Below are 24,824 nucleotides of genomic sequence, written 5' to 3'. Positions count from 1 at the left end.
ACGCGTTTCAGCATGGGCGTAGCCGGAAGCAATGCGGACATCGTCAGTCACCTGCAAGCGCCATAGATTTCCGCGCCGGATTTTGGAACACGTCAACCCGGACGCCGCAGGAACAAAGCTACCTTCCGACGATAAGCTATGTCTGTTAGAGGTACATCATGCAGACGGCACCTTATCAAAACGAACAGATACGGTCGGCGTCGGCAATTCTGCACCGCATTTTCGGCGATGCGCTGCTCGGTGTATATCTGCACGGATCGGCAGTGTCCGGCGGACTCCAGCCGCAGAGCGACATTGATCTGCTGGTAGTGGTTGACTCCGAGCTGACCGAAAGCCAGCGCAATGGTCTGTTGATGGACTTGCTGCGTCTTTCCGGACGCCACCCTGCCGTACCCGGAGGCCCCCGTTGCCTTGAGGTCGTGGTGTTTTGCCAGTCTGAACTTGTTCGCGGCGATTACCCGGCGCGGGCCGAATTCGTCTATGGAGAATGGTTGCGGGACGCTTTCGAGGCCGGTGAAAGCCCGATACCCGAACGTGATCCCGAGTATTCACTGGTTATAGCACAGGCCCGTGAGGAGGCCATTCCCTTGCTCGGACCACCAGGGGATGAACTGCTGACAGAAGTTTCGCCGGAGCATGTCCGTCAGGCCATGCGCGATGCACTTCCGGATTTGCTGAATGGATTGCATGGAGACGAGCGGAATGTTCTGCTGACGCTTGCGCGGATGTGGCACACGGCCAGTACGGGGAAATTCATCACGAAGGACGCCGCCGCCACGTGGGCGATTCCGCGGCTCTCGGGCCCGGATGCCATGACACTGGAGCATGCGCGACGGGCGTATCTCGGTGAGGTCACCGACGATTGGAGTAGCCAGAGTGACGCTGCCCAGAAGTTGGCAGGGCACATGGGCGAATACGTCACCGACTTGCTATAGCCAGAATGTGGTCCTCCCCGGTTATGCGCGGCGGGCGCAGATCGGGTGTTTGCCCTCTGGCGGCGGGCAAACCGAGCCGGGGTGCAGCGGCACCCAAAGGGCAAATGCCCTGATTATCGACACGCAGCGATGCATATCACAGCGGGCCGACGGCCGATTTTGCCAGGATCAGTTCCTCATTCGTCGGCAGGTTCAGGATTTGAAAGGAACTCTCGCCGGTGGAAATTTGCGGCCCACCGTTCTTGTTTGCGGTCGCGTCGAGGGTTCCGCCCTGCCATTCCAGCGATCTGCAAAGCAACTCCCGCAGTGCGGGAATATGCTCGCTCATACCACCGGTGAGGACCAGACCGTCAAGCCCACCCAGAGCGGCGGTCAGCGATCCCACCTCGCGCTGGAACCGGTAGACGAAGAGCGAAACCGCTTCTGCTGCGGCTGGCGCGTCCGAGTCGAGCAGATCGTTCATTTCCCCGCTGATGCCCGATACACCCAGAAGGCCCGAGTATTCGTACAGCATATCTTTCACCTCCTCTGCGGCATATTTCCTGTCGAGGATCAGATGCAGCACCACACCGGGATCGAGCGCGCCGCACCTTTGCCCCATCGGCATGCCATCAAGGGCGGTCAGGCCCATAGTCGTGGCGATGCTGCGGCACGCTTGCATGGCGCACAGGCTGACCCCATGGCCCAGATGAGCGACGATGACGCGGCCTTTGGCCAGCTGCGGGTAATCTTCTGCAAGCTTTTCGGCGATGTATTCGTAAGACAGTCCGTGAAATCCGAACCGGATGATGCCATCCTCGCACAGATCGCGCGGCAGCGCATAGAGCTGTGCCAACGTCGGTTGATGACGGTGAAATGCAGTGTCGAAACAGGCGATCTGCGGGATATCAGGGTGGCGCTTGGCCAGCTCGCGGATCGGCCGCAGATTGTGCGGCTGATGACTGGGGGCAAGGGGTGACAGCGTGTCCAGACGATCCAGATTCTCCAGTGTGACCCTGACAGGAGTATCGAATTCCTGACCGCCATGAACGACCCTATGGGAAAACGCCTTGATACGCGTTAAATCCACCCGCTCCTGCAACTGCGCCATCACCACGGAGAAGGCCGTTTCGTGAGGTCTGTCGCCCGGTTCGTCGATTTCGGTTTCGTCGGATGTATTGTTCGTGTGGTCCATGGTCTGCAAAATCATGCGCCGAGGCAGCCCGCGGATACTCAACGACAGAAACGGCTCGGGCCCGGTCTCTCGCACATGGTATACACCACAGCGCAGGCTGGATGAGCCCGCGTTGAACGTAACGACAATCCGATCGCTCATGGGGTATTCCTCCCGCGTTTCTTCCAGGCTGCCACAAGGCATGCCAGGGCAGCCGACGCACGGCGCTCGACTTCACCATCTGCCCGGCTGGTCAGCGCGATCGGCACTGCTGCGCCCATCACGATTCCCGCTGCATCGGCCCCGGCGAGATAGTCCAGATCCTTGGCCAGAATATTGCCCGAGATCAGATCAGGCACGATCAGGATGTCCGCGTGACCCGCCACCGACGATGTGATTCCCTTGATCTTCGCCGCCTCGGGCGAAACTGCATTATCCATGGCCAATGGCCCGTCAATATCGGCACCGGTAATCGTCCCCCGGTCGGCCATCTTGCAAATTGCCGCCGCAAAGACAGTGGATTCGATCTTTTCCGACACATTCTCGGTACAGGACAGAAGCGCGACTTTCGGGCGCTCCGTGCCCAGTGCATGTGCAAGGTCGATCGCGTTGCAGGTGATATCACGCAATTCGCCAAGGTTGGGGCGCACGTTGATCGCGGCGTCCGAGATGAACAAAAGCCGCTCGTAACTCGGTACATCCATTGCAAAGACATGGCTGATCCGCCGATCTGTCCGCATCGCGGTATTGGCGACAACGGGATGCATCAGATCATCGGTATGCAGAGCCCCCTTCATCAGCGCATCGACCTTGCCCTCGCGTGCGAGGTCGACCGCTTTCTTCGCGGCCTCTAATGGTGTCTTTGCTTCCTCCACCGGCAGTTTTTCGATGTCGAAACCCGCGTCCAGTGCAACCTTGCGGATATCTTCCGATGGGCCGATCAGAACAGGATGGATAAGCCCTGCCTCTGCCGCCGCCAATGCGCCGCTCAGGCTGGTCGCGTCGGTCGGATACACGATTCCCATGGTAATAGGCCCTGCGCTGCGGGCAATGTCCTCCAGCCTGGCAAATCGGTCGATACGATCTCCGCTTCGACTTTCTTTCATGTTGTCGCCTTCCATGCTGTTGCTCCTGACGCTGAAAACCATAGGTGCCCGTTGCGGGCTTGCGTTGGGGGCAAGCGCTCTGACTTGCCGTCCATATTGGGCGGTTTAACCTGTCCTGAGGATTGCTCCGACCACCGCAATGCCGATAGCGCCGAGTGATTCCCCGACCCGGGCCACGCCATCTTTGCACGTGTCTCAATCGGCGACACCCCATTCAAAGACAGGCATACCGGTTTCGGTGTCGAACGCATCGGCGCTGTCACCACCGCCCAAATGCATCACGGCGACGTTCATGCCCAAGTCCGCAAGACTATGGGGCGCTGCTGTTCCCAATTCCTGAATGCCTCCTGTGACCAAAGCCGCATGCTTTTCGTCCCGAATGTTTATGTTCCATTCGTCCGAATCCTTTTCGGGCCCGGTGGGTGCAGCTGGCACAAGGATCTCATGCTGCGCTGCGGCAGGCATTAACGACCGTTAATCCTGCAAGTGCCTTACGGAAAAATAGCCGCGATCTCGCCGGACAATCCCAATTGACCACATGTTACCAGTGGTGTTCGCATATCCTGCGATGAGACTGCCGATGGCCGTTTTGCGGCGAAGGTCCACACTGGCCAGGTCATCGTCCATTCCGATCTGGTCTCACAGTTTACCAGCCGGGAGCCGATCTGGAGAACCAGAGGTCGTTCAAATGGGTGGCACCCGATGGAACCCAGGCCGCCCAATACCCGGTTTTCGATCATGCGCTTCGACAGTACTCATTGAATGTACGGCCGAGGCTGTCGATTTGGCCGGGATGAGGGCGCGCGCTGCGTTCGTTTCCCGACCGGGGCGCGCGTTCGCATGCGCATCGAGACGAGCCGGCGGAGATTTTCCCCGGCTCGTCTTGCGGCTATGGGTCAGGCGTTGAGAATGATCTTCATCGCCTTTTCACGCGCGGCATTGCCGAAGACCTCGTAGGCGTCGAGAATCTTGTCGAGCTTGAACCTGTGCGTCACCAGCTTTGCCGGGTTTACCTTGCCGGAATTCAGTGTCTTCAGCAGCATCGGCGTGGTGTTGGTGCTGACCAGGCCCATGGAAATATTGATGTTCTTGATCCAGAGTTCCTCGATATGCAATTCCACCGGCGTGCCGTGCACCCCGACGTTGGCGATGTTGCCGCCGGCCGAGATGATTTTCTGGCAGATATCGAAGGTTGCGGGCACGCCGACTGCCTCGATCGCGACATCGACACCCACACCATCGGTCATCGCCATGATGTTTTCGACCGGGTCGTCGGTGCCGACCTGAATCGTGTCCGTGGCGCCGAATTGCCTGGCAAGTTCAAGCCGCGCCGGGTCCATGTCGATCATGACGATACGGCCCGGTGAATAGAATTGAGCGGTCAGAAGCACCGACATGCCGACCGGCCCCGCGCCGATGATCGCGATGGTGTCGCCCGGTTTGACCTTGCCGTATTGCACTCCGATCTCAAGCCCGGTTGGCATGATGTCGGAAAGCATCACCAATGCCTCCTCGTCGGCCCCTTCCGGGATCGGGTAGAGCGAGTTGTCGCCGTGAGGGATGCGCACGTATTCGGCCTGGGTTCCGTCGATCAGGTGGCCGAGAATCCAGCCGCCATCCGCGCAATGGGCATAGAGCTGGCGTTTGCAGTTCGCGCATTTGCCGCAGGACGTGACGCAGGAGATCAGAACTGGATCGCCCGGCTTGAAATTCTGCACCGCCGGGCCAACCGCCTCGACCACGCCGACGCCTTCATGGCCGAGCGTGCGACCGGGCGTTACGGCAGGTACGTCCCCCTTGAGAATGTGCAGGTCGGTGCCGCAGATCGTGGTCTTGGTCACCTTGACGATCACATCCGTGGGCTTCTCGATTTCGGGCTTGTCCTTTTCAACCCAGTCTTTCTCGCCGGGTCCGTTGTAAACCAGTGCTTTCATGGGGGTGTCTCCCTTTGTCTCCGGGGCGCCGCGTATGGTCCCGAACGGGAGTCTAGCGCATGAAGGCAGTGTCCGCCTGTCCGGTTTTCGGACGCTTTTGGGCTTGCAGAAGATGCGTTCCGGAACACCGCCGGAGACAGGAGAGGCCGCGCGCCGGAAAGCGCACGGCCTCGTTACGGGACCGGATGTTCGATGCGAAATCAGGCCGCGCGCTCGGGAATCTCCAATCCCAGCCATTCGGTATAGAAGGCGTCGATATCCGGTTCGAAATCATGGATCACCGGGTACCAGGGCGTCGGCGCCTCCACGTCCAGCAGGTCGCCCGATTTCGGGCAGTAATACTCGCGGATCACCTGCCAGTCCGAACTCGGCGCCATCAGGCGGGGATAGAGTTCCTCCATCTCCTCGGCGCTTTCGCGCACGCGCATCACGGCATGGAGTTTCCAGTTCTCGCGCCAGTCGCAGAATTCGTGACCGGCATGGGATTTGACCACCCATTTCTTGTCGGATGCGCGTTGCACGATATAGAGCTTCGGCCCCAGCGGCAGGACGATCCGGTCGTCCCACGGCACCTGTTCCTGGAGGATTTCGATGTATTTGACGAAGCGGTCCGCATCCTTGGGCGTGGACAGCATCGTGTGCAGCGTGTCGCGGTCGATCTTGCCGTCGACCAGATCTTTGATTTTCGCTTTCGTGTAAGCCATTGGTTTTCTCCTGAATTTTGCAGGGCGCCGCATTGGGGGGACCGTTGCGGCGCCCCTGGGGTCATTCCTCGACGAACTTGACGGTTTTCACATCGGGAAGATCGGCAAGATCCATCGAGTACTCACGCCCGTAGGAAGGAATCGGAAGATCCGCCTCGTTGAGTTGCCAGTCCTCGGGCAGATCCCAGAACTCGCGGAAGCCCTCCGCCCATTTCGGCCCCAGCTTGAAGCTCGCGGCGTACATCTGCTGAACCTGGGTTCCGGCGTCCTTGGCGAGGATACGTTCGCGTTCTTTCGCCATCCACGTGCGCGTGGGCTGGGCCTTGGCGAGTCGCTCTTTGCGGATATTCGCCCGCAGCGCCTCGGTTGCGGCCTCGTCCGCGGTGAACTGTCCGTCCGCTCCTTTCTCCAGCGCGACCCCGTAGACCAGTGCCGCGAAGCGTTCCAACAGGTATCCGCCGTTCACGTCGTCGGCCACGGTCTGCGGTTCGCGATCCAGGGGATCGCCGAAGCCCGGACCGCCGCGCATGTAGTTCAGGTAGAGATCGTAGTCCTCGAACATCTCTTCGGTGGTGATGGCTTGCTTGTCGCGCTTGATCCGCGCGCCGTCGAGCATGGTCTCATAGACCGGATTCTGCGGATCGCTGTCACCGCCAAAGGGGATCGGATCGCCGTTCGCGATCTTTTCCTTCAGCCCGGTATCATGCGCCGCGAAGCGATAACCCGATGCCGCCGGATAACCGCCCATCAGGCCCCAATCCGAAGAGATATGGCCGTTGCCCATGAAGAACATCGTCCAGTCCTTGGCATTCCAGACCATGCGCAGGCTTTCAAAACCGCAGCCGCCGCGATACTTACCCGCACCGCCCGAGTTGGCCTTGATCTGGCGCCCGAGATAGACCAGCGGCTCGGCCAGTTCCCAGATTTCCATGTCGCCCATATCGCCTTCTGGGTTCCAGATGGCGGCGGCATGGCTGATCCCGTCGGCGATGGCCGACGCGCCCACCCCGTTGGCTGCGCACTCGAACGAGTTCACGGCATGGATTTCGTCGTACTGGTTGAAACCGCCGCCCTGCAACCAGTTCGAAGTATTGGCGTTGCCGGCGTTGACCTCTTCCAGATAACCGCGACCGAAATAGGAACGGGAAAGCCCGCGCCAAAGCGCCGTCCACGAACTGACAAGGAAGTGCCAGCTGTAGGCGAAGGCGACACGCCGGTCGTCGGGGTTCATCCAGGTGCCTTTCGGCAGGCGGAACTCGGTGCCGTAGGCGGCGCCGTCGTTGATCATCTCGGTGGGGATGAGTGTTTGCGTCATCATCACCCAGATGCCGGAGGTGAAGCTTACCGAATGGGCATTGTAGGTGTGCCAGCCCCACCGGCTGGAGCCCTCGAAATCGAGCCGCCATGTGCCGTCCGGCCGGATCGTCATTTCGGACGGCGTGTGCATGATCGTATCGACCTTGGCAAAATCGGAAGGCACGCGCACGTCGTCATGGTTATAGGGCACATCCACGAAACCGACCTGGCGATAGGTGCCGGGAATGGTCATCGCCTTGATCCGGTTCTGAAGCCCGATCCGGCCGTGTTCGATCGATTCGTAGGCGAACTTCCAGTAGGCTTCGATCCCTTCTTCGGCGATCACGTCCTGCACCAGCTTGCGGATCATGTGGCAACCGGCGACTCGCGTGCGCTCGTCGAGCATCCAGTAGCGCGTGGTGCGCACCGACCGCTGGCTTTCGTGCAGCCAGTCGCGCATCAGCGTGTCATTTTCGCCGATCTTGCGGCAGGTTACCGAATAGCCGTCACCGAAACGCTGCACCTGTCCCGTGGTCATGGAGCCCGGGCCCACGGCGCCGGTGTCGATCACGTGGGTGACGCCACCGACCCAGCCAATCAGTTCACCCTGGTGGAAGATCGGCACGATGGTGTGGATATCGCAAGGATGGACATTGCCGATCAGGCTGTCGTTGTTGCAGAAGATATCCTTGTCCTTGATGCCGGGATTGCTCTCCCAGTCGTTCTCGATCATGTATTTGATCGCGGCGCCCATCGTCCCCACGTGGATGATGATGCCCGTAGAGGTCAGGATCGCATCGCCCGCCGCGTTGTAGAGGGTGAAACACAGCTCCCCTTCCTGTTCGACGATCGGTGAGGCGGCGATCTTCTTCGCGGTTTCCCGCGCGTCCACCACCCCGGCGCGAAGCCGAGAGAAAAGCTTGTTGTAAAGGATCGGGCTTTCGTCGTGCAGTGCCCGTTTCGTGAGACCGGCATAGTGGCCGGTTTGTTTCGTCTTGCCGAGGATTTCGTCGCGGTGCTGCTTGAGCGTTTGTCCGCCACGGACAATCCCCTTGATTTCACTTTGCATGTTCATGGTTTTTCTCCTCCCTTGGCCGTTACACTTCTTTCAGGTGGAACAGCCGGTGACCGTCGAGCCAGGTTTCAAACCCGCCCGGCACGACGAAGGTCGTGGCGTCGGATTCGATGATTGCGGGGCCGGTGATCCGGTTGCCGGGCAACAGGCTTTCCATCTGGAAAAGCTGCGCGTCGACCCATTTGCCCTTGCGGTAGAATTGCCGTGTGCCGAGCCGGGCGTCTTCGGGCGGCGTCGGGCTGCCTTCGTCCTCTTTGGGAATCCTAGGCTTGGGGATCGGCACGGTGCCACGCATGATCGCGCCGGTGACCGAATAGCCCAGTTCGGGCGAACGTGCCGAGGCGGCGTAGACACGGCCATAGGTGTCGTTGAAGGTCTCGACCAGCTTGTCCCAGTCCGCCGCGCTCGTCGCCGAGGCGATAGGGCTTTCGATTTCGAGGTCGTTGAGCTGGCCGCGATACTGCATCCGGTAGCCGGGCTGCAACTGCACCTGGTCGCGGCTGTAGCCATTGAGTTCGAACTCTTCGAGCACCCGCTCGGCCAGTTCGTGCCAGGCCTCGTCGAGGATTTTCGCCTCGATCTCCTTGGCGTCGTCCGAGGCCTCTTCGGCGATGTTCACGTCCAGCGACTTGTCGTAGCGGTATTCGAAATCCGCTGCCGCGCAGCCGAAAGCAGAGAAGCCCGCGGCCCAGGCCGGCACGATCACGTCCTCGAAGCCCAGTCCTTCGGTATAGCCGTAGGTATGCACGGGACCGGCCCCGCCATACGAGAAGCAGGTGAAGGAGGACGGGCTGTAGCCCTTGCCCGATATCATCGATCTCAGATAGTCCCGCAGGTCGCTGTCGAGCAGTTCGATTACCCCGGCGGCCGCTTCCTCGACGGTCAACCCGAGCGGGTCCGCGACCTGTTCCTTCATGGCGTCATAGGCGCGCTGCCGGTCGAGCTTGACCTGGCCGCCAAGGAAATTGTCGGGATTGAGATAGCCAAGGATGACGTGGCAATCGGAGATCGTGACCGTGTCGATTCCGCTCTCGGCCCAACAGACCCCCACGCGGTAGCCCGCCGAATCCGGCCCGAGCTTGATCGCCTTGGTATAGGGATCGAGCCGAATGAAAGACCCCGCACCGGCGCCCACCGAGTCGAGCCCGACCAGCGGTAGCGACAGCACGAGGCGGGCCATGTCCGGATCGTTCTGGATCGCCAGTTCGCCCTGCGTGATCAGCGCCACGTCGAAGGATGTACCGCCGATATCCGAGCAGGCGATATTCTTGTATCCCAGCACTTCGCCCAGGTATTTTGCGCCGATTACGCCGCCGATCGGGCCGGAGACGATGGTGCGCGCCAGTTCCTTGGCCTTCCAACTGATTGTGCCGCCATGCGTGGCCATCACCCGGAAGTCGAATTTCGAGCCGTTTTCCTTGAATTCCGTCGAAATCTTCCTGAGCGTCTGACGAGACGGTTCAGCGGCGAAAGCCTCCAGCACGGTGGTGTTGGTGCGGTGCGTTTCCTTGCGCACCGGGTAGTAATCGGTCGAGGCGAAAATCGGGATGTTCTTGCCCGCCTTCTCGATTTCCTCGGACACGATATCGCGCACCCGGCGCTCGTGTCCGGGGTTTTTGTAGCTGTGCAGGAGCGAGATCACGATGCCCTCGACATCCTGCGCGATCAGTTCCCGCGCAGCTGTGCGTGCCGTCTCCTCACGCAGCGGGATGACCACGCTCCCGAACATGTCGACCCGCTCCATTACGCCGCGCGTCAGGTGGCGCGGCACCAGCGGATCGTCATAGTAGTGGGTGTTGAGATGGATGCGGTCTTCGTAGGCAAAGCCCAGATAGGCCTGAATGGCCCGGCCCATGCGGTGAAAATCCTCCATCCCCGCATTGACGATAAGCCCTGTCTTCAGCCCCTTGCGCTGCACCACCCGGTTCAGCATGGCGGTGCCGGAATAGACCCCGGTCTGGATCGACCCCAGGGCCTCCTCCAGCGACAGGCCCCAGTGCTCCAGCCCTTCGCGGCTCGATTCGATCAGCCCGCGGGCTTCGTTGTCCGGCGTCGATTGCGCCTTTCCGACCACGAATTCCCCGTCGGCGTCGACGAAGAACGTGTCGGTCATCGTGCCGCCCGCGTCGATGCCAAGCACCTGCACGGAACGGCTGTTTTTCTTGTCCAGTGGCACGAAAAACTCCTCCCTTTGCGATGGCCGGCCCGGAATGGGCGCGACCGTAAGAGGGAGGATGCACATGCCGCCCGGTCCTGGGATGTCCGGTTTTCGTCCGGCCCGACGGACATGCCGCGGACGCGAAGTCAGGGTTTGCGCTGTCGGGAAATTCCGTAGCTGTCCAGCTTGAGGTAAAGCGTGGAACGCGCGATGCCCAGGCGGCGTGCGACTCGCGAAAGGTTGCCGTTCTCGGCCTCTATCGCGCCTTGAATCTCGGCCCGTTCGATATCGCGCAACGTTTCGGCGCGGGTTCGTGGGGCAGGTTTCTGGAATTCCGGTGGCAGGCTGCGTTCGTCGATCAGCCCTGTAGGGGACAGGGCGTCGAGCGACGCCACCAGATTGCGCATCTCGATCAGGTTGCCCGGCCAGTTGTATCGTTTCAGGGCGGTCATCGCCCCCGAGGTAAATCGCAATTCCCGTCGTCTGGCTTCGGCCGCGTGGATCTGGGCGATCTGGCGCAGAAGCGGCTCGATCTCTTCGTCCCGTTCGCGCAACGGCGGGATATGAAGGCGTGCGCCGGCGATCCGGAAATAGAGATCGCTGCGGAAATCGCCGGCACACATCGCGTCATAGAGCGAGCGGGCCGACAACGCGACGATCCTCGTCCCGCAGTTCATCGCCTGTTCGACCAGAGTGAACAGGAGTTTCTGCACGGGTTTGGCGGTGGCGCCCGGACTGTTGAGACACAAAACGCCGCCGTTCGTTCCGATGGCGCCCGCCGCGAGATCCTTGCGAAGCGTTTCCTCTGTCAACTGGACGCAGTCGATCAGGTCGAATGGCCCGTCCCCTTGCGCGCTTGCGCGATGGATCGCCCTGGCCAGGAACGTCTTGCCGGTGCCGGTCTCGCCTTCGATCAGCACGGGCATTTGCGTTTCCGCCAGTCTCTGGGCTTGTGTGCACAGGGCCGCGGAAATGGTGCCCGCGCTGCCGATCTGGCGCAGCCCCGTACCGATGCCCTTGCCCGTCCGCCTTTGCGGGCGGCGGAGTGAGAGCAGAATGCCGATGGCCTCCCCGTGGTCGGCGATCACTTCCAGATCGGTTCCCTCCATGCAGTCGGTCAGGGTTTGCCCGATCTGTTCGGGCGACAGGTCGATGAGATCGGGAATCCTCTCCCGCAATTCGTGCAGGGCATCGTCATCGTCGCAGAAACGGGCGAATTCCTCGGTGGAAAAGACGTTTGCCCCCGCGCGGTCCAGGATGAGCATCGGATCGTTGCCACGCCGGAGCCGACGAATATGCAGCTTTTCCAGCAGGACCTCGTGTTCACGGGAGAGCATGCGGGTCAATTCCGTCTCGACCTGCAATGCCAGGGCTGCCGAAAGGGCGACGGCGTTGGGTTGTCCGATTCCTGCGGGCCATGAAATGTCCACCACGCCGAGGATGCGCCCCGTTCCCGGTTCGATGACGGGCGTCGCCGCGCAGTTCCAGCACTGGATCGCCTCGCAAAAGTGTTCCGCATCCTGAATCAGGGTGGATCGGCCGAGATGGAGCGCGGTGCCGATGGCGTTGGTTCCGATTTCGTCCTCCGACCAGCGTCCTCCGGGATGGAGATGCGTTTCCTGCGCACGGGCCAGCGTGTGTGGATCGCCCGCGCCATCGATCAACACGCCGGTGCTGTCGCTCAGAAGCAGAATGTCGTTGGTGTCGATCAGCAGTTGCCGTGAGCGGTTTATCGCGCCCTGCGCCGCCTTGCTCAGGCGCCGCGACAGGACACGGCGGTGTTCCAGGCCCTCGTCGTTCAGGACAGGCGCACTGGTTCTGCCTGAAATCGGATGCTGGGCCGAACGCTTCCAGCTTTCGATGACATCGGGGCGCATCCCCACAGGCATCTGCCCCATGCCCATGAAACTCTCCCATTCCCTTTTCCTGACGAAGCTCTCCATGCTTTCCTCCCGTAAAGATCAGCCGTCAGAGGTCGATTCGGATATATGCTCTCGCTTTGATCTTGGCTCCTCAACAAGATAAAGCGCGCGAATCGATCAATTTCGATTGATGAACTCTTCATAACAACTGAAAGACGCCCGAAGTGTCCAAATATCGGACAATCGGTCTATATCGCCGCATGGCTCCATGTTGCGGCGATCCGTTGAATCCTCAGACACGACGACATTGTCAGGCGTAAGGCTGTGGGTTCGGTTTCGATTTTCATAGCCGGCGCTTCACCCGGGCACCACGTCTTCCAAAACAAAGACACCCGTTATCCGGCAGTGTCGCTGTGCCGGGGCTCTGGCGGGCCGCCTGCATTTTCAGCGGCGGGCATCCGTGAGGCGTGGCAAAAGCATCGGGGTCAGGTACATCGGGATCTGGTAGCAGCCCACGAAGACCATCAGGGGGGCCGCCGTTTCGGGCGGTACGGCGGCAAGGAACAGTGCGAGGTTGCGATTGCCTGCGGCGATGGCCACGGACAGGGCTTCGGGCCGGGGCAGGGCGCTGCGGGCGGTGCGCCATGCGGCGAAGGTCTGCACAAGGTAAAGCCCCCAGGCGAGCGCGAATGCCGCCGCCAGCTGGCCGGGGGTGTCGCGGGCGGCGGGGGCCACGGCGGACATCAGGGCGATCACGATCAGCGCCATAGCCAGCACCATGATCCCGTCGAGCGCCGGGCGCGTTTCGGGCCGGGTCAGGGCGGGGATGCGGGCGCGCAGAACCAGCGCGACCCCTGCGGATATGCCGATGATCGCCAGGAGCCGCAATGCGCCCGAGATCACCGCCCACGGGTCGGGAAAGACCGGCAGGACGACAAACACCGGCACCGCCGTCAGGGGCAACAACGCCGTGCCCATGATCAACATGCGCAGGGCGGCACCGCCATCGGCGCCGGACATCACGGCAAGGCCGGGCGTCCCTGTGATGGGGGCGCCGGCAAGGGCCAGTACGACGCCCGTGGCCAGAGGGGAGTCCAGCAAACCGCAAGCCCAGAGAAGCCCACCGGCCACGAACGGCGCGGCGCATTGCAGGATCAGCGTGGTGGTCAGGGCGCGCGGGGCTTTGCCCGCGCGCGGCAGGGCGGCGCGGGGCCCTTCACGCAGGGTCGTGATGCACAGCATCACCGCGATGAACGGCACGATGGCCGGGGCCAGGTATCCGGCCAGGCCCGGCAGCGAGACGCCCGCCACCAGCCCCGCGATCAACAGCCAGCGCCCGTGCCTGGCCAGGGTGGCCAGCGCCCTCACAGCGTGGTCGCCGCACGCGCGGCGTGATCGTAACTGCCTGAAACCGCGCGCAGCAGTGCCGCCAGCCGCGACATGTCTTCGGGGCGGAAGCCGGTTTCGCGCGCCAGGTCCACCAGAAGCGCCTCGCGCACCTCGGCGTAGCGGGTGCAGAGCGCCGCGCCCCTCGCGGTGATCTCGACGGATTTCTCCTTGCCCTTGCGGGCGGTCGTCACCAGCTTGCGCTCGGACAGCTTGCGCACGGCGTAGCTGACCAGATGCGCGTCTTCGATATGCAGCACCAGCCGGATATCGGCCAGTGTCTTGGCCCGGTCGCGATGGTTGACGAGATGCAGGATCAGCACCTCCAGCGGCGACATGCCGGGTGCGCCGGCAGCGTCCATGCAGCGGGTGATCCAGCGCTGAAAGGCGTTGTTGGCCATGGTCAGCGCATATTCGACCTCGGACAGTTCGGGCAGGCCCGATGCGGCCAGATGCGCCGAACTGACGACCGGCCCGACGCCGGGGGGTTTCCTCTCGCTCTCACTCATCGCGACAACATCGTTCCGGGCAGCCACAGGGCGATCTGCGGGAACAGCGACAGGATCGCCACGGCCACCACCAGCAGGCAGAAAAACGGCGCGGCATAGCGCGCGACGGCGAATATGTCGCGTCCGGTGATCGTCTGGATGACGAACAGGTTGAACCCGACGGGCGGGGTGATCTGGCTCATTTCCACCACGAGGACAAGGAAGATGCCGAACCAGATCGGGTCGATCCCGGCGGCGATCACCATCGGCAGGATGATCGAAACGGTCAGCACCACGATCGAGATCCCGTCAAGGAACATGCCCATGACGATAAAGAACACCGTCAGCATCGCCAGCAACGCATAGGATGACAGGCCCATGTCGCCAATGGCGCGGGCCAGTTCGCGGGGGATGCCGGTATAGCCCATGGCGACGGTCAGGAACGAGGCCCCGGCCAGGATAAAGGCGATCATGCAGGTGGTGATCGTGGCCGCGCGCAGCGAATCGAAGAACCCCGCCAGCGACAGCGCGCCGGTCAGTCCCGCAAGGATCAGCGCGCCGGTCACGCCGATCACGGCGGCCTCGGTCGGGCTGGCGACGCCAAGGTAGATCGAGCCGATCACCGCTAGGATCAGGCCGACGACCGGCAGCAGCCGGGCGGCGGCGGCCAGTGCCTCGCGCCGGTCGGCGGGCGGTTCGGCCTCGGGCATGCGGTCGCGGTTCAGCATCGACCACAGCATGATATAGCCGCCGAACAGCGCCGCCAGCATCAGCCCCGGCAGGACTCCGGCCAGAAACAGCCGCGCGATGGATTGCTCGGTCGCCGCGCCATAGACGATCAGGATGATCGACGGCGGAATCAGAAAGCCGAACGTGCCCGACCCGGCCAGCGTGCCGATGGCCATGCGGTCGTCATAGCCGCGCGCTTTCAGCTCGGGCAGGGACATGCGCCCGATGGTGGCGGTGGTGGCCGCCGACGATCCGGATACGGCGGCAAACAGCGCACAGCCCAGCACGTTCACATGCAAGAGCCGCCCCGGCAGGCGCGAGGTAAAGGGCGCAAGCCCCGAAAACATGTCCGATGACAGGCGCGAACGCACAAGGATTTCGCCCATCCAGATGAACATCGGCAGCGCCGTCAGATCCCAGACGGACAGCCCGCCCCAGACCTTGGTGGCGAACACCAGAGAGGGCGGCGCGGGTGCGGCGGCCAGCATGGCGACCAGCCCCACCGCGATCAGGGCAAAGCCCACCCACAGCCCGGCGGCCAGCGCACCGAACAGGACAATCACCAGAAGCGGCGCAAGCGTTGCGATCTCCATTATTCGGCCTCCTGCGTGGTGGCCTCGGCGGCCTGATAGGCAGGGATGCCGCCGCGCGCCAGCGTCACCATCGCGTCGATCAGCGCAATGCAGAACAGCGCAAGGCCAGCGGTCATGATCCCCTGGGGAATGGCCAGCGGGATCGGGATGACCCCATAGCTGACCGAACCGAATTTGAGGCTGTCCAGGGCCTGCAACGCGCTGGACCATGTGGCAAAAGCCGCCAGCCCGGCGGCCAGTGCGCAGACCAGAACGCCCATCCAGCGCGCCAGCGTGTCGGGCAGGGACTGGATCAACAGTTTCACCCGCACATGGCTGCCCGCCTGCAAGGTTCCGGCAAGGCCCAGAAAAACAGCGCCGGTGAACAGGAAGGCCCCGAATTCCGCGAGCGACGGAATAGTCAGGCCGGGCGGTGGCAGGTCCATCAGGCGCGCGGCGCGGTCTGTCAGCCGCCCAAGAACCTGCAACAGCACAAGCACCGCAATCAGTGCAAAGGTGATGGCCGCCAGCCATAGCGCGGCAGCATAAAGGCGGTCGAGCATCCGGCGCATCCCGGCCCTCCGGCTAATAAGGGAATGAGAAAAGAGGCGGGGCGGTTATCGCGCCCCGCCTGACGGATCACTTGGCCGCGTTATAGGCGTCGATGACCTGCTGGCCCTCGTCCCCCGCATTTTCAAGCCATTCCTGAGTCATGGTCGCGCCGATCTCGGCCAGTTCGGCCGACAGGGTCTCGGACGGTGCCGAAACGGTCATGCCGTTCTCCTCGAGCGTTGCCATCTTGGCTGCGGTTTCCTCGGCCGACATTTCCCAGCCGCGGGTCTCGGCCTCGGCGGCGGCATCCAGAATCGCCTGACGCTGATCGTCGGGCAGGGCGTCGAAAACGCCGGAGTTCACGATCACCATGTTCTTGGGCAGCCAAGCCTGCGTATCGGTGTAATGCGAGGTGAAATCCCATGCCTGGCTGGACACGCCGGTTGAGGGCGACGTGATCATCGCGGCCACCCGGCCGGTGGCGAAGGCGGTGGGAATGTCGCCGGTCTCAAGCTGTGTGGGAACCGCGCCCATCAACTGCGCCAGCCGTTCGGTCGCCGCGTTATAGGCCCGGAAGGCTGCACCTTGCAGATCGGCGGTCGAGTTCACCGGGGCCTCGGTATAGATGCTCTGGCCCGGCCACGGCACGGCGAACAGAAGCGTCAGCCCCTGAGCGGCCAGTTTTTCCTCGACCAGCGGACGCGATGCGGTCCAGAGGGCGCGTGCCTCGTCATAGCTGGAAGCCAGGAACGGAATCGAATCGACGGCAAAGACCGGGTCTTCGTTGGCCAGCCGCGACATCAGGACCTCACCGATCGGGGCCAGGCCCCGGCGGACGGAATCCTTGATCTCGGGATGGGCATAAAGCGAGCCGGCGGAATGCACCGTGATCTCGACTTCGCCCTCGGTGGCGGCGGCCACGTCTTCAGCAAATTGCTGGATGTTCTGGGTGTGGAAAACGCTGTCGCCATAAGGGGTTGGCATATCCCAGTTCGCGGCGGCGGCAGGCAGCGCAAGAGCGGCGGCGGCAATGGCGCCGGGCAGGCTGCGGAAAAGGCTGATGGTCATGTTGTTTTTCCCTGTCGTCTGAGGGGCGGCGATCTGACGAAACCGGGCGCGCCGCCCTTGGCCCGGATTTGGAAAGCTTGACCAGACGCTGACAATTTGTCAACGATTTGTGATTGAATACTGTTTCAAGAGGAGCGCGGGGATGAGCGACGCCATGTCAGGCCGCTGGGATTTCTGGATCGACCGGGGGGGTACTTTTACCGATGTGATCGGGCGTGACCCGGCTGGCGAATTGTCGGCGATGAAGCTGCTTTCCGAGAACCCCGGCGTCTACGATGACGCAGCAATAGAAGGGATTCGCCGCTTTCTCGGCGCCGCTCCGGGCGCCATCCCGCCCGAGCGGATCGGCACCGTGCGCATGGGTACCACCGTGGCCACCAACGCCCTGCTGGAGCGCAAGGGGGATCGCACGCTTCTGCTGATCACCAAAGGCTTCCGCGATGCGTTGCGAATCGGCTATCAGGATCGTCCCGATATCTTCGCCAAGGATATCGTCCTGCCCGAAATGCTGTATGAACGCGTTGCCGAAGTGGATGAGCGCGTGCGCACCGACGGCACGGTCGAGCGCGATCTCGACCTGACCGGCGCGCGCAAGGTTCTGGAGCAGGCCAAGGCCGACGGGATCGACGCCGTGGCCATTGTCCTGATGCACGCCTGGACCGCCCCCGACCATGAACAGCACCTGGCCGAGGCCGCCCGCGCCGCCGGGTTCGGGCAGGTCTCCGTCAGTCACGAGGTCTCGCCGCTGATCAAGCTGGTGGGCCGGGGCGACACCACTGTCGTCGATGCCTATCTCACGCCGATCCTGTCGCGCTATGTCGAAAAGGTGGCGCAGGCGCTGGGCGCTACGCCCCCCGATCAGGACGGCCCGACGCTGCAATTCATGATGTCCTCGGGCGGGCTGACCGCGGCGGACCGGTTCAAGGGGCGCGATGCGATCCTGTCCGGGCCCGCGGGGGGCGTCGTGGGCATGGCGCGCACCGGCCAGATCGCGGGCGAGGATCGTGTGATCGGTTTCGACATGGGCGGCACCTCGACCGATGTGGCGCATTTCGACGGCAATTTCGAACGCGCCTTTGAAACGCAGGTGGCGGGGGTACGCATGCGCGCGCCCATGCTGCGGGTTCACACCGTTGCCGCCGGGGGCGGGTCCGTCCTGCATGCCGATCCGGGGCGGTTTCGCGTCGGGCCGGACAGCGCCGGGGCCGATCCCGGCCCGGCCTGTTACCGCCGGGGCGGGCCGCTGACGGTGACGGATGCCAACGTGATGCTGGGCAAGCTCAACCCCGATTACTTTCCGCCGATCTTCGGCCCCGATCAGGATCAGCGTCTGGATTACGATACCGTCGCGGCGAAATTCGCCGACATCGCAAGGGCCGAGGGCAAGAGCCCCGAAGAGGTCGCCGAGGGTTTCCTGCGCATCGCCGTGGAAAACATGGCCAACGCGATCAAGAAGATCAGCGTGCAGCGCGGCTATGACGTGACGCGCTATTTGCTCAACGCCTTTGGCGGGGCCGGGGGGCAGCATGCCTGCCTCGTGGCCGATTCCCTGGGCATGACCAAGGTTCTGGTGCATCCGCTGTCGGGCCTGTTGTCGGCCTATGGCATCGGGCTGGCCCGCGTGACCGAGGCGCGCCAGCGCGGCCTTGAAACCGAGCTGTCCGAAGATGGCAAGCCCGAGGTCGAAACCGCGCTCGCCGATCTGTCGGCGGATGTGCACGCCGCGCTGGCGGCGCAGGGCGTCCCGGAGGCGGGCGTTACCCTGATCCCGCGCCTGCATCTGCGTTACGCGGGCACCGACACGGCCCTGCCAGTGGTCTGGGAGGGCGACGTGCAGGCCGCGCGCGCCGCGTTCGAAACCGCGCATGAGGCCGAGTTCGGCTTTACCGCGCCCGACGCCCGGCTGGTGATCGAATCCGCCGAGATCGAAGGGCAGGCTGCCGATCCTTCGGCCGATCCCGAACCCCATGCCGATCCCGACACGGGCGAGGCCGCCTCCGTGGCCGAGGTGCCGCTTTATTCCGGCGGCAAGACCCATCAGGCCCGCGTCGTCATGCGCGAGGCCCTGACGCCGGGGCGCAGCGTGGACGGGCCCGCCCTGATCATCGAACCCAACCAGACCATCGTCGTCGAACCCGGCTGGCGGGCCGGGGTCACGCCGCACGATCACGTCCTGATGACCCGCGCCGAAGCCGCGCAGCGCGACAAGGCGATGGGCACCGAGGCCGACCCGATCCTGCTGGAGGTGTTCAACAACCTCTTCATGAACATCGCCGAGCAAATGGGCGTGGCGCTTCAGAAAACCGCGCGTTCGGTGAACATCAAGGAGCGGCTGGATTTCTCCTGCGCGGTGTTCGATGCCGACGGGGCGCTTGTCGCCAATGCGCCGCATATGCCGGTGCATCTGGGCTCGATGGATCGCTCGGTCGAAACCATCATCCGGCTGAACAAGGGCAAGGTGCGCCCCGGTGACGTGTTCGCCCTGAACGCGCCCTATAACGGCGGCACGCACCTGCCCGATATCACCGTCGTGACCCCTGTCTTCGGCGACTCTGGCGATGACATCCTGTTCTGGGCCGCCTCGCGCGGGCACCATGCGGATGTGGGCGGGGTCGCGCCCGGCTCGATGACGCCGCTGGCCACCACAGTGGACGAAGAGGGCGTGCTGATCGACAATTTCAAGCTGGTCGAGGGCGGGCGCTTCCGCGAGGACGCGCTGCACGACCTGCTGACCGATCACCCCTATCCCGCGCGCAATCCCGAACAGAACATCGCTGACCTTAAGGCGCAGGTCGCGGCGAACGCCCGTGGCGTGGCCGAGCTGAAGGCGATGATCGGGCAGTTCGGGCTGGAGGTCGTGCAGGCCTATATGGGCCATGTGCAGGACAACGCCGCCGCCGAGGTCGCCCGCGTGATCGGGCGCCTGTCGGACGGGGCCTATGAATACGAAACCGACACCGGGCAGGTGATCCGCGTGAAGATCACCGTGGATCGCGACGCGGGCGAGGCGACGGTGGATTTCACCGGCACCTCCGAGGTGCAGGCCAACAACTTCAACGCCCCCGAGCCGGTGACACGCGCGGCGGTGCTCTATGTGTTCCGCGTCATGGTGGAATCCCCGATCCCGATGAACGCGGGCTGTCTGCGCCCGGTGAAAATCGTGATCCCCGATGGCTGCATGCTCTCGCCGCGCTATCCGGCGGCGGTGGTCGCGGGCAATGTGGAAACCTCGCAGCATGTCACCAACGCGCTGTTCGGGGCTCTGGGGGCGATTGCCAACAGCCAGGGCACGATGAACAATCTGACCTTCGGCAACGACCGGCACCAGTATTACGAAACGCTGTGTTCGGGCAGCCCGGCGGGCGTGCTCAACGATGGCACCGGCTTTGCCGGGACGGATGCGGTGCATGTCCACATGACCAACTCGCGCCTCACCGACCCCGAGGTGCTGGAACTGCGCTATCCCGTGTTGCTGGAGGATTTCCGCATCGATCCCGGATCGGGCGGGCAGGGGCGTTTCGCGGCAGGCGACGGCACCACCCGACGCATCCGCTTCCTCGAAGACATGGAAATGGCGATCCTGTCCTCGCATCGCGGGCGTCCGCCGCAAGGCATCGCGGGCGGCGGGGCTGGCCGTGTCGGCAAAACCGAAATTCAGCGCGCCGATGGCACGCTGGAGCCCCTGCGCGCCGCCGATCAGAACCGCGTCGCGCCGGGCGATTGCGTGACGGTGGTCACGCCCACGGCGGGCGGCTACGGCAGCAAAGAGTGATGGTGACGCGGGCGGGACAACCCCGCCCGTGGCCACCCCGGCCCGATGGCGGGCGGCGGGCCGGTTTCAGGTCCGGCGTGTGTTCCGCGCGCTATCGCCGTGCGGGGGAAAACGCGGGCAGGCTGTCCAGCGCCTCCTTGAGGGCATCCCCCCATCCCTTCGACACGGCCTGGAAATAAGGGTTGTCCTGCTCGATCCGGCCCTGCGCACCGCGTTTGAGGCTGTCGGTTTCGTAGAAATGATAATCGAACGGCGCCCCCACGGTCAGGTTCGCCTTGAGCGTGGAATCGAAACTGACGATCAGCAGCTTCATCGCCTCTTCAAAGCTCATCGCCGGATCGTAGGCGCGCACCAGAATGGGGCGGCCGTATTTGGTTTCGCCGATCTGGAAAAACGGGGTGTCGCGGCCCGCTTCGATGAAATTGCCCTCGGGATAGATCATGAACAGGCGCGGGGGGCTGCCCGCGATCTGGCCGCCGACGATCAGCGTGGCGTTGAACGTGCTGTCGGCGCGCAATCCGCCGCTGCCCTGTTGCTCGATCACTTCGCGCAGGGTTTCGGCCACCATGCGCACCGCCTGAAACAACGACGGCGCCGTCAGCAGCGAGGGCTTGCGTTCTTCCGGGGATTTGCTGCGCTCGTCCAGCAGGCTGACCACGGCCTGCGTCGTGGCCAGGTTGCCCGCCGCCATCAGCGTGATCACGCATTCGCCGGGGGTTTCCCAGACGGTCATCTTCCGGAAGGTCGAGATATTGTCCAACCCGGCATTCGTCCGGGTGTCGGACATGAATAACAGCCCCTTGTCCAGAACCATCCCCACACAATATGTCATGTCGCTGTCCCTATTGCTGCGCTACGTCGATGCGAACGTCCAGCAATTCGCCGTCGCCGCCCACGCGCAGGCCGGATACCGGAGAGGCATCGCCATAGTCCAGCCCCGTCGCAACCCGGACATAGCGGGCATCGGGGGAAATCCCGTTGGAAATATCGAACCCGACCCAGCCCAGACCCTCGACATGCGCTTCGGCCCACGCATGCATCGCGTCTTGCACGGTGCGGTCGTCCAGCATCAGGTATCCCGAAACATAGCGCGCCGGAACACCCAGTTCGCGGGCACAAGACAGAAAGACATGAGTGTGATCCTGACATACGCCCGCCCCGGCCTCCAGCACGTCCTCGGCGCTCCAGCCGGGGTGCGAGGCTCCGATTTCATAGCGCACGCTTGAGCGGATCGCACTCGCCAGATCGTGCAGCCCCTCCAGCCCGCCATCGGCCCCGACATCGCGCAGAAAGGCGCGCACCCCGCTTTTCGCCTGGGTCAATCCGGTTTGGCGGCGAAACAGCCACAAGGGCGCCGGGCCGCGGTGCGGGCCGATGACGCCGCTGGTATCGGTCAGCTCGACCTCGCCTTCGCTGATCACCGACAGGGCCGTGGCGTTGCGGGCGAAACTGATCAGTTCGACGGTGTTGTGGAAATGGTCTTCAAAGCTCAGTTCCTTCTGCCCGTTCTCGACGCGGGTCTGCCAGGATATGATATGCTGTTGCGGCGAGGTCTTGGGCGTCTTGCGCAATTGTTGCAGCCCATAGCTGACCGGCTGGTCGAAACGGTATTCGGTGGCATGTTGGATTTTCAGCCGCATGGGATCACTCGTAAAACCTGTAGTCGATTTCGATCTGGCGCGCGACCTGGCCCAGATGGTCCAGAATCTGGCCGATGAACTCGTGCAGCCCGAAATCGAAAATCGCGTTGACATCGTGCGACAGGTACATCGCCTGCAAGTGGTTCACCTGTTTCAGCGAGGGCATGAGCGTGCGGTCGCCCTTGTGCAGATAGCGCAGGTTGTCGCACAGTTTGTCCACGCAAAAGGCAAGGCTGCGCGGCATGCGCTTGTCCAGGATCAGGAATTGCGTGATTTCCAGCGGCCCCGCGCCGGCCCCGTATTCCATGCGAAACCCGCCATGCGCCGACAGCGAGCGCAGGATCGTTTCCCACTGCACATTGTCGATCGAGGTGCCCACCGAACCCGCCGAGGGCAGCAGCACGTAATATTTCACGTCTAGGATGCGCGCGGTGTTGTCGGCGCGCTCCAGAAACGTGCCCAGCCGGGCGAAATCGTAGATTTCATTGCGCAGCATTGTGCCATGGGTCATCCCCCGCACAAGCGAGGTGCTTTGCCGGATCGCGCGCAACACCTGCGGCAGGTCGCGCTCCCTGACCCGGCGCGCCAGCAGGTCGCGCGCGTCCATATAGGCGGCATTGACCGCCTCCCAGACTTCGCCGGTCACGGCGGCCCGCACCAGCCGGGCGTTCTGGCGGGCGGCCTCGATGCAGGACAGGACCGACGACGGGTTGCCGCGCGCCCGCAGCATCCAGTTGATCGCCGTTTCCTGGTTCAGGTCTTCGTCCTGAGCCCGGAACGCCGTCAGCGTTCCCGCCGATTGCAGGACAGGGCCCCATTCCTCGTCCCGGTCGTTCAGCCGGGTCAGCGCGATGCGCTGGCCGGTCTCGATCAGGCGGGCGGTGTTTTCGGCGCGTTCGAGATAGCGGTACATCCAGAACAGGCCATTTGCGGTTTTTCCCAGCATCTGCGCTCAGTCCTCCAGCACCCAGGTATCCTTGGTGCCCCCGCCCTGGGACGAGTTCACCACCAAGGAGCCTTTCTTCAGCGCCACCCGCGTCAGCCCGCCGGGGGTGACACGAATGCCCTTCGGACTGGCCAGAACGAAGGGCCGCAAATCGACATGGCGCGGGGCCAGCCCCTGCCGGGAGAAAATCGGAACGGTGGACAGGCTGAGCGTGGGCTGCGCGATATAATTGCCCGGACGCGCCTTGAGCTTGGCGCGGAACGCGGCAAGTTCCTTTTTCGAGGCGGTGGGACCGATCAGCATCCCGTACCCGCCCGAGCCATGCACCTCCTTGACGACCAGATCGGCCAGATTGTCCAGCACATAGGCCAGATCGTCGGCTTCCGAACACCGGAAGGTGGGCACGTTGCGCAGCAAGGGGCGCTCGCCGGTGTAGAACTCCACGATCTCGGGCATGTAGGAATAGATCGCCTTGTCGTCGGCAATGCCCGTGCCGGGGGCGTTGGCGATGGTGATATTGCCCGCGCGGTAGACATCCATGATGCCCGGCACCCCCAGCTGGCTGTCGGGGTTGAAGTTCAGCGGATCGAGGAAATCATCATCCACCCGGCGATACAGCACGTCGATGGGGGTGTAGCCCCGCGTCGTGCGCATCGCGACGCGCCCGTCCACCACGCGCAGGTCATGCCCCTCGACCAGTTCGACACCCATCTGGTCGGCCAGAAAGGCATGTTCGAAATAGGCCGAGTTGTAGATGCCCGGCGTCAGGACGGCCACCACCGGCTTGCCTTCGGTGCAGGCCGGGGCGCAGGCAGCCAGCGACTGGCGCAAATCGGTGGGATAGGTCTGAACCGGCTGCACGCGATTGCGCGAAAACAGCTCGGGAAACATTTGGAGCATAGTTTCGCGGTTTTCCAGCATATAGCTGACGCCAGAGGGCGTGCGCGCATTGTCCTCCAGCACATAGAACTCACCCGGCCCGGTGCGCACCAGATCGATTCCAACGATATGGGTATAGATGCCGCCGGGCGGCGCGACCCCGATCATCTGCGGCAGGAAGGCGTCGTTGCGGCTGATCATCTCTTGCGGGATGCGCCCGGCCTTCACGATTTCCTGCTTGTGATAGATGTCGTGGATGAAGGCGTTGATCGCGCGGACCCGCTGTTCGATTCCGCGCGACAGCCGTGCCCATTCCGGTCCCGAGATGATGCGCGGGATGATATCGAAGGGGATCAGCCGTTCTTCGGCTTCGGCGCGCCCATAGACGTTGAAGGTGATCCCGGTCAGGCGAAACAGCGTGTCGGCTTCGCGTTGCTTGGCGCGCAGGCGTGCCACGTCTTCGCCCTGAAACCACTCCTGAAACCCCACATATGGATCGCGCAGGCGCTCGTCCTGGCCCCACATCTCGTCAAAGACCGCTGTCTTGTCCATGCGTCACCCCGGTTACC

At 63.3% G+C, this 24,824-nt stretch carries 19 protein-coding genes; 2 read left to right on the top strand and 17 right to left on the bottom strand.

From position 1 onward, the window contains the following. The first annotated feature begins 158 nt into the window (after window positions 1-158). Window positions 159-935 (top strand): aminoglycoside adenylyltransferase family protein, encoded by a 777-nt coding sequence (locus BUB53_RS05135; RefSeq protein ID WP_073033451.1) that lies wholly within the window; start codon window positions 159-161, stop codon window positions 933-935. Window positions 936-1,071: 136 nt separating this feature from the next. On the opposite strand, the gene BUB53_RS05130 is transcribed toward BUB53_RS05135, so the two are convergent. The 13 genes from BUB53_RS05130 to BUB53_RS05070 form a co-directional block, all read right to left on the bottom strand. Continuing rightward, entirely contained in the window at window positions 1,072-2,250 is a 1,179-nt protein-coding gene (locus BUB53_RS05130; protein WP_073033449.1) for an acetate/propionate family kinase, read from the bottom strand. After that, window positions 2,247-3,209, bottom strand: a complete 963-nt coding sequence (locus tag BUB53_RS05125) for a bifunctional enoyl-CoA hydratase/phosphate acetyltransferase (protein ID WP_143163128.1) — start codon at window positions 3,207-3,209, stop codon at window positions 2,247-2,249. Before BUB53_RS05125 ends, BUB53_RS05130 begins: the two co-directional genes overlap by 4 nt. A 180-nt stretch (window positions 3,210-3,389) precedes the next feature. Beyond that, window positions 3,390-3,659: a hypothetical protein gene (locus BUB53_RS05120; RefSeq protein ID WP_073033447.1), complete on the bottom strand. Its 270-nt coding sequence runs from the start codon at window positions 3,657-3,659 to the stop codon at window positions 3,390-3,392. Window positions 3,660-4,090: 431 nt separating this feature from the next. Beyond that, window positions 4,091-5,128, bottom strand: coding sequence for a zinc-dependent alcohol dehydrogenase family protein (locus tag BUB53_RS05115; RefSeq protein ID WP_073033446.1), 1,038 nt, complete (start codon window positions 5,126-5,128; stop codon window positions 4,091-4,093). 200 nt (window positions 5,129-5,328) lie between these two features. Continuing rightward, entirely contained in the window at window positions 5,329-5,832 is a 504-nt protein-coding gene (locus BUB53_RS05110; RefSeq protein WP_073033444.1) for an acetone carboxylase subunit gamma, read from the bottom strand. Window positions 5,833-5,893: 61 nt separating this feature from the next. After that, window positions 5,894-8,203, bottom strand: a complete 2,310-nt coding sequence (locus tag BUB53_RS05105; protein WP_073033442.1) for a hydantoinase B/oxoprolinase family protein — start codon at window positions 8,201-8,203, stop codon at window positions 5,894-5,896. A gap of 22 nt (window positions 8,204-8,225) precedes the next feature. After that, window positions 8,226-10,379, bottom strand: coding sequence for a hydantoinase/oxoprolinase family protein (locus tag BUB53_RS05100; protein ID WP_229709424.1), 2,154 nt, complete (start codon window positions 10,377-10,379; stop codon window positions 8,226-8,228). A 128-nt stretch (window positions 10,380-10,507) separates the two neighbouring features. Then, window positions 10,508-12,304 (bottom strand): sigma-54-dependent Fis family transcriptional regulator, encoded by a 1,797-nt coding sequence (locus BUB53_RS05095; RefSeq protein WP_073033440.1) that lies wholly within the window; start codon window positions 12,302-12,304, stop codon window positions 10,508-10,510. 363 nt (window positions 12,305-12,667) lie between these two features. Continuing rightward, complete coding sequence (locus BUB53_RS05090) at window positions 12,668-13,591, bottom strand: hypothetical protein (protein ID WP_073033438.1); 924 nt, start codon at window positions 13,589-13,591, stop codon at window positions 12,668-12,670. Further along, window positions 13,588-14,118, bottom strand: coding sequence for a winged helix DNA-binding protein (locus tag BUB53_RS05085; RefSeq protein ID WP_073033436.1), 531 nt, complete (start codon window positions 14,116-14,118; stop codon window positions 13,588-13,590). The genes BUB53_RS05090 and BUB53_RS05085 overlap by 4 nt, the downstream gene beginning before the upstream one ends. Further along, window positions 14,115-15,419 (bottom strand): TRAP transporter large permease, encoded by a 1,305-nt coding sequence (locus BUB53_RS05080; RefSeq protein ID WP_073033434.1) that lies wholly within the window; start codon window positions 15,417-15,419, stop codon window positions 14,115-14,117. The genes BUB53_RS05085 and BUB53_RS05080 overlap by 4 nt, the downstream gene beginning before the upstream one ends. Then, window positions 15,419-15,961 carry a TRAP transporter small permease gene (locus BUB53_RS05075; RefSeq protein ID WP_229709426.1) on the bottom strand — a complete coding sequence of 181 codons (543 nt, stop codon included), beginning with the start codon at window positions 15,959-15,961 and terminating at the stop codon, window positions 15,419-15,421. Before BUB53_RS05075 ends, BUB53_RS05080 begins: the two co-directional genes overlap by 1 nt. Window positions 15,962-16,037: 76 nt before the next feature. Beyond that, window positions 16,038-17,018 carry a TRAP transporter substrate-binding protein gene (locus tag BUB53_RS05070; protein WP_073033430.1) on the bottom strand — a complete coding sequence of 327 codons (981 nt, stop codon included), beginning with the start codon at window positions 17,016-17,018 and terminating at the stop codon, window positions 16,038-16,040. Window positions 17,019-17,160: 142 nt separating this feature from the next. Between BUB53_RS05070 and BUB53_RS05065 the strand changes: the two genes are divergently transcribed. Beyond that, a complete protein-coding gene (locus tag BUB53_RS05065) occupies window positions 17,161-20,790 on the top strand; it encodes a hydantoinase B/oxoprolinase family protein (RefSeq protein WP_229709428.1) in 3,630 nt (1,209 codons plus the stop codon). Window positions 20,791-20,881: 91 nt separating this feature from the next. Here BUB53_RS05065 and BUB53_RS05060 read toward each other — a convergent pair whose 3' ends face one another. From BUB53_RS05060 to BUB53_RS05045, 4 genes are read right to left on the bottom strand one after another with little or no spacing between them, the layout of a single operon-like run. Beyond that, window positions 20,882-21,622 carry a proteasome-type protease gene (locus tag BUB53_RS05060; RefSeq protein ID WP_073033428.1) on the bottom strand — a complete coding sequence of 247 codons (741 nt, stop codon included), beginning with the start codon at window positions 21,620-21,622 and terminating at the stop codon, window positions 20,882-20,884. Window positions 21,623-21,632: 10 nt separating this feature from the next. Beyond that, window positions 21,633-22,430 carry a transglutaminase family protein gene (locus BUB53_RS05055; protein ID WP_073033425.1) on the bottom strand — a complete coding sequence of 266 codons (798 nt, stop codon included), beginning with the start codon at window positions 22,428-22,430 and terminating at the stop codon, window positions 21,633-21,635. Between the two features lie 4 nt (window positions 22,431-22,434). Continuing rightward, window positions 22,435-23,376 (bottom strand): alpha-E domain-containing protein, encoded by a 942-nt coding sequence (locus BUB53_RS05050; RefSeq protein ID WP_073033423.1) that lies wholly within the window; start codon window positions 23,374-23,376, stop codon window positions 22,435-22,437. A 6-nt stretch (window positions 23,377-23,382) separates the two neighbouring features. Further along, on the bottom strand, window positions 23,383-24,807 hold the full coding sequence (locus tag BUB53_RS05045) for a circularly permuted type 2 ATP-grasp protein (protein ID WP_073033421.1): 1,425 nt from the start codon (window positions 24,805-24,807) through the stop codon (window positions 23,383-23,385). Window positions 24,808-24,824: the final 17 nt, after the last annotated feature.

It is taken from the genome of Roseovarius pacificus, assembly GCF_900142665.1.
Lineage (GTDB): Bacteria > Pseudomonadota > Alphaproteobacteria > Rhodobacterales > Rhodobacteraceae > Roseovarius > Roseovarius pacificus.
This window is presented reverse-complemented; position numbering and strand designations above follow the sequence as displayed.

Coding starts and splice junctions, on each gene's coding strand:
- BUB53_RS05135 (WP_073033451.1), top strand. CDS start 159: ATGCAGACGGCACCTTATCAAAACGAACAGATACGGTCGGCGTCGGCA.
- BUB53_RS05130 (WP_073033449.1), bottom strand. CDS start 2,250: ATGAGCGATCGGATTGTCGTTACGTTCAACGCGGGCTCATCCAGCCTG.
- BUB53_RS05125 (WP_143163128.1), bottom strand. CDS start 3,209: ATGGAAGGCGACAACATGAAAGAAAGTCGAAGCGGAGATCGTATCGAC.
- BUB53_RS05120 (WP_073033447.1), bottom strand. CDS start 3,659: ATGCCTGCCGCAGCGCAGCATGAGATCCTTGTGCCAGCTGCACCCACC.
- BUB53_RS05115 (WP_073033446.1), bottom strand. CDS start 5,128: ATGAAAGCACTGGTTTACAACGGACCCGGCGAGAAAGACTGGGTTGAA.
- BUB53_RS05110 (WP_073033444.1), bottom strand. CDS start 5,832: ATGGCTTACACGAAAGCGAAAATCAAAGATCTGGTCGACGGCAAGATC.
- BUB53_RS05105 (WP_073033442.1), bottom strand. CDS start 8,203: ATGAACATGCAAAGTGAAATCAAGGGGATTGTCCGTGGCGGACAAACG.
- BUB53_RS05095 (WP_073033440.1), bottom strand. CDS start 12,304: ATGGAGAGCTTCGTCAGGAAAAGGGAATGGGAGAGTTTCATGGGCATG.
- BUB53_RS05085 (WP_073033436.1), bottom strand. CDS start 14,118: ATGAGTGAGAGCGAGAGGAAACCCCCCGGCGTCGGGCCGGTCGTCAGT.
- BUB53_RS05080 (WP_073033434.1), bottom strand. CDS start 15,419: ATGGAGATCGCAACGCTTGCGCCGCTTCTGGTGATTGTCCTGTTCGGT.
- BUB53_RS05075 (WP_229709426.1), bottom strand. CDS start 15,961: ATGCTCGACCGCCTTTATGCTGCCGCGCTATGGCTGGCGGCCATCACC.
- BUB53_RS05070 (WP_073033430.1), bottom strand. CDS start 17,018: ATGACCATCAGCCTTTTCCGCAGCCTGCCCGGCGCCATTGCCGCCGCC.
- BUB53_RS05065 (WP_229709428.1), top strand. CDS start 17,161: ATGAGCGACGCCATGTCAGGCCGCTGGGATTTCTGGATCGACCGGGGG.
- BUB53_RS05060 (WP_073033428.1), bottom strand. CDS start 21,622: ATGACATATTGTGTGGGGATGGTTCTGGACAAGGGGCTGTTATTCATG.
- BUB53_RS05055 (WP_073033425.1), bottom strand. CDS start 22,430: ATGCGGCTGAAAATCCAACATGCCACCGAATACCGTTTCGACCAGCCG.
- BUB53_RS05050 (WP_073033423.1), bottom strand. CDS start 23,376: ATGCTGGGAAAAACCGCAAATGGCCTGTTCTGGATGTACCGCTATCTC.
- BUB53_RS05045 (WP_073033421.1), bottom strand. CDS start 24,807: ATGGACAAGACAGCGGTCTTTGACGAGATGTGGGGCCAGGACGAGCGC.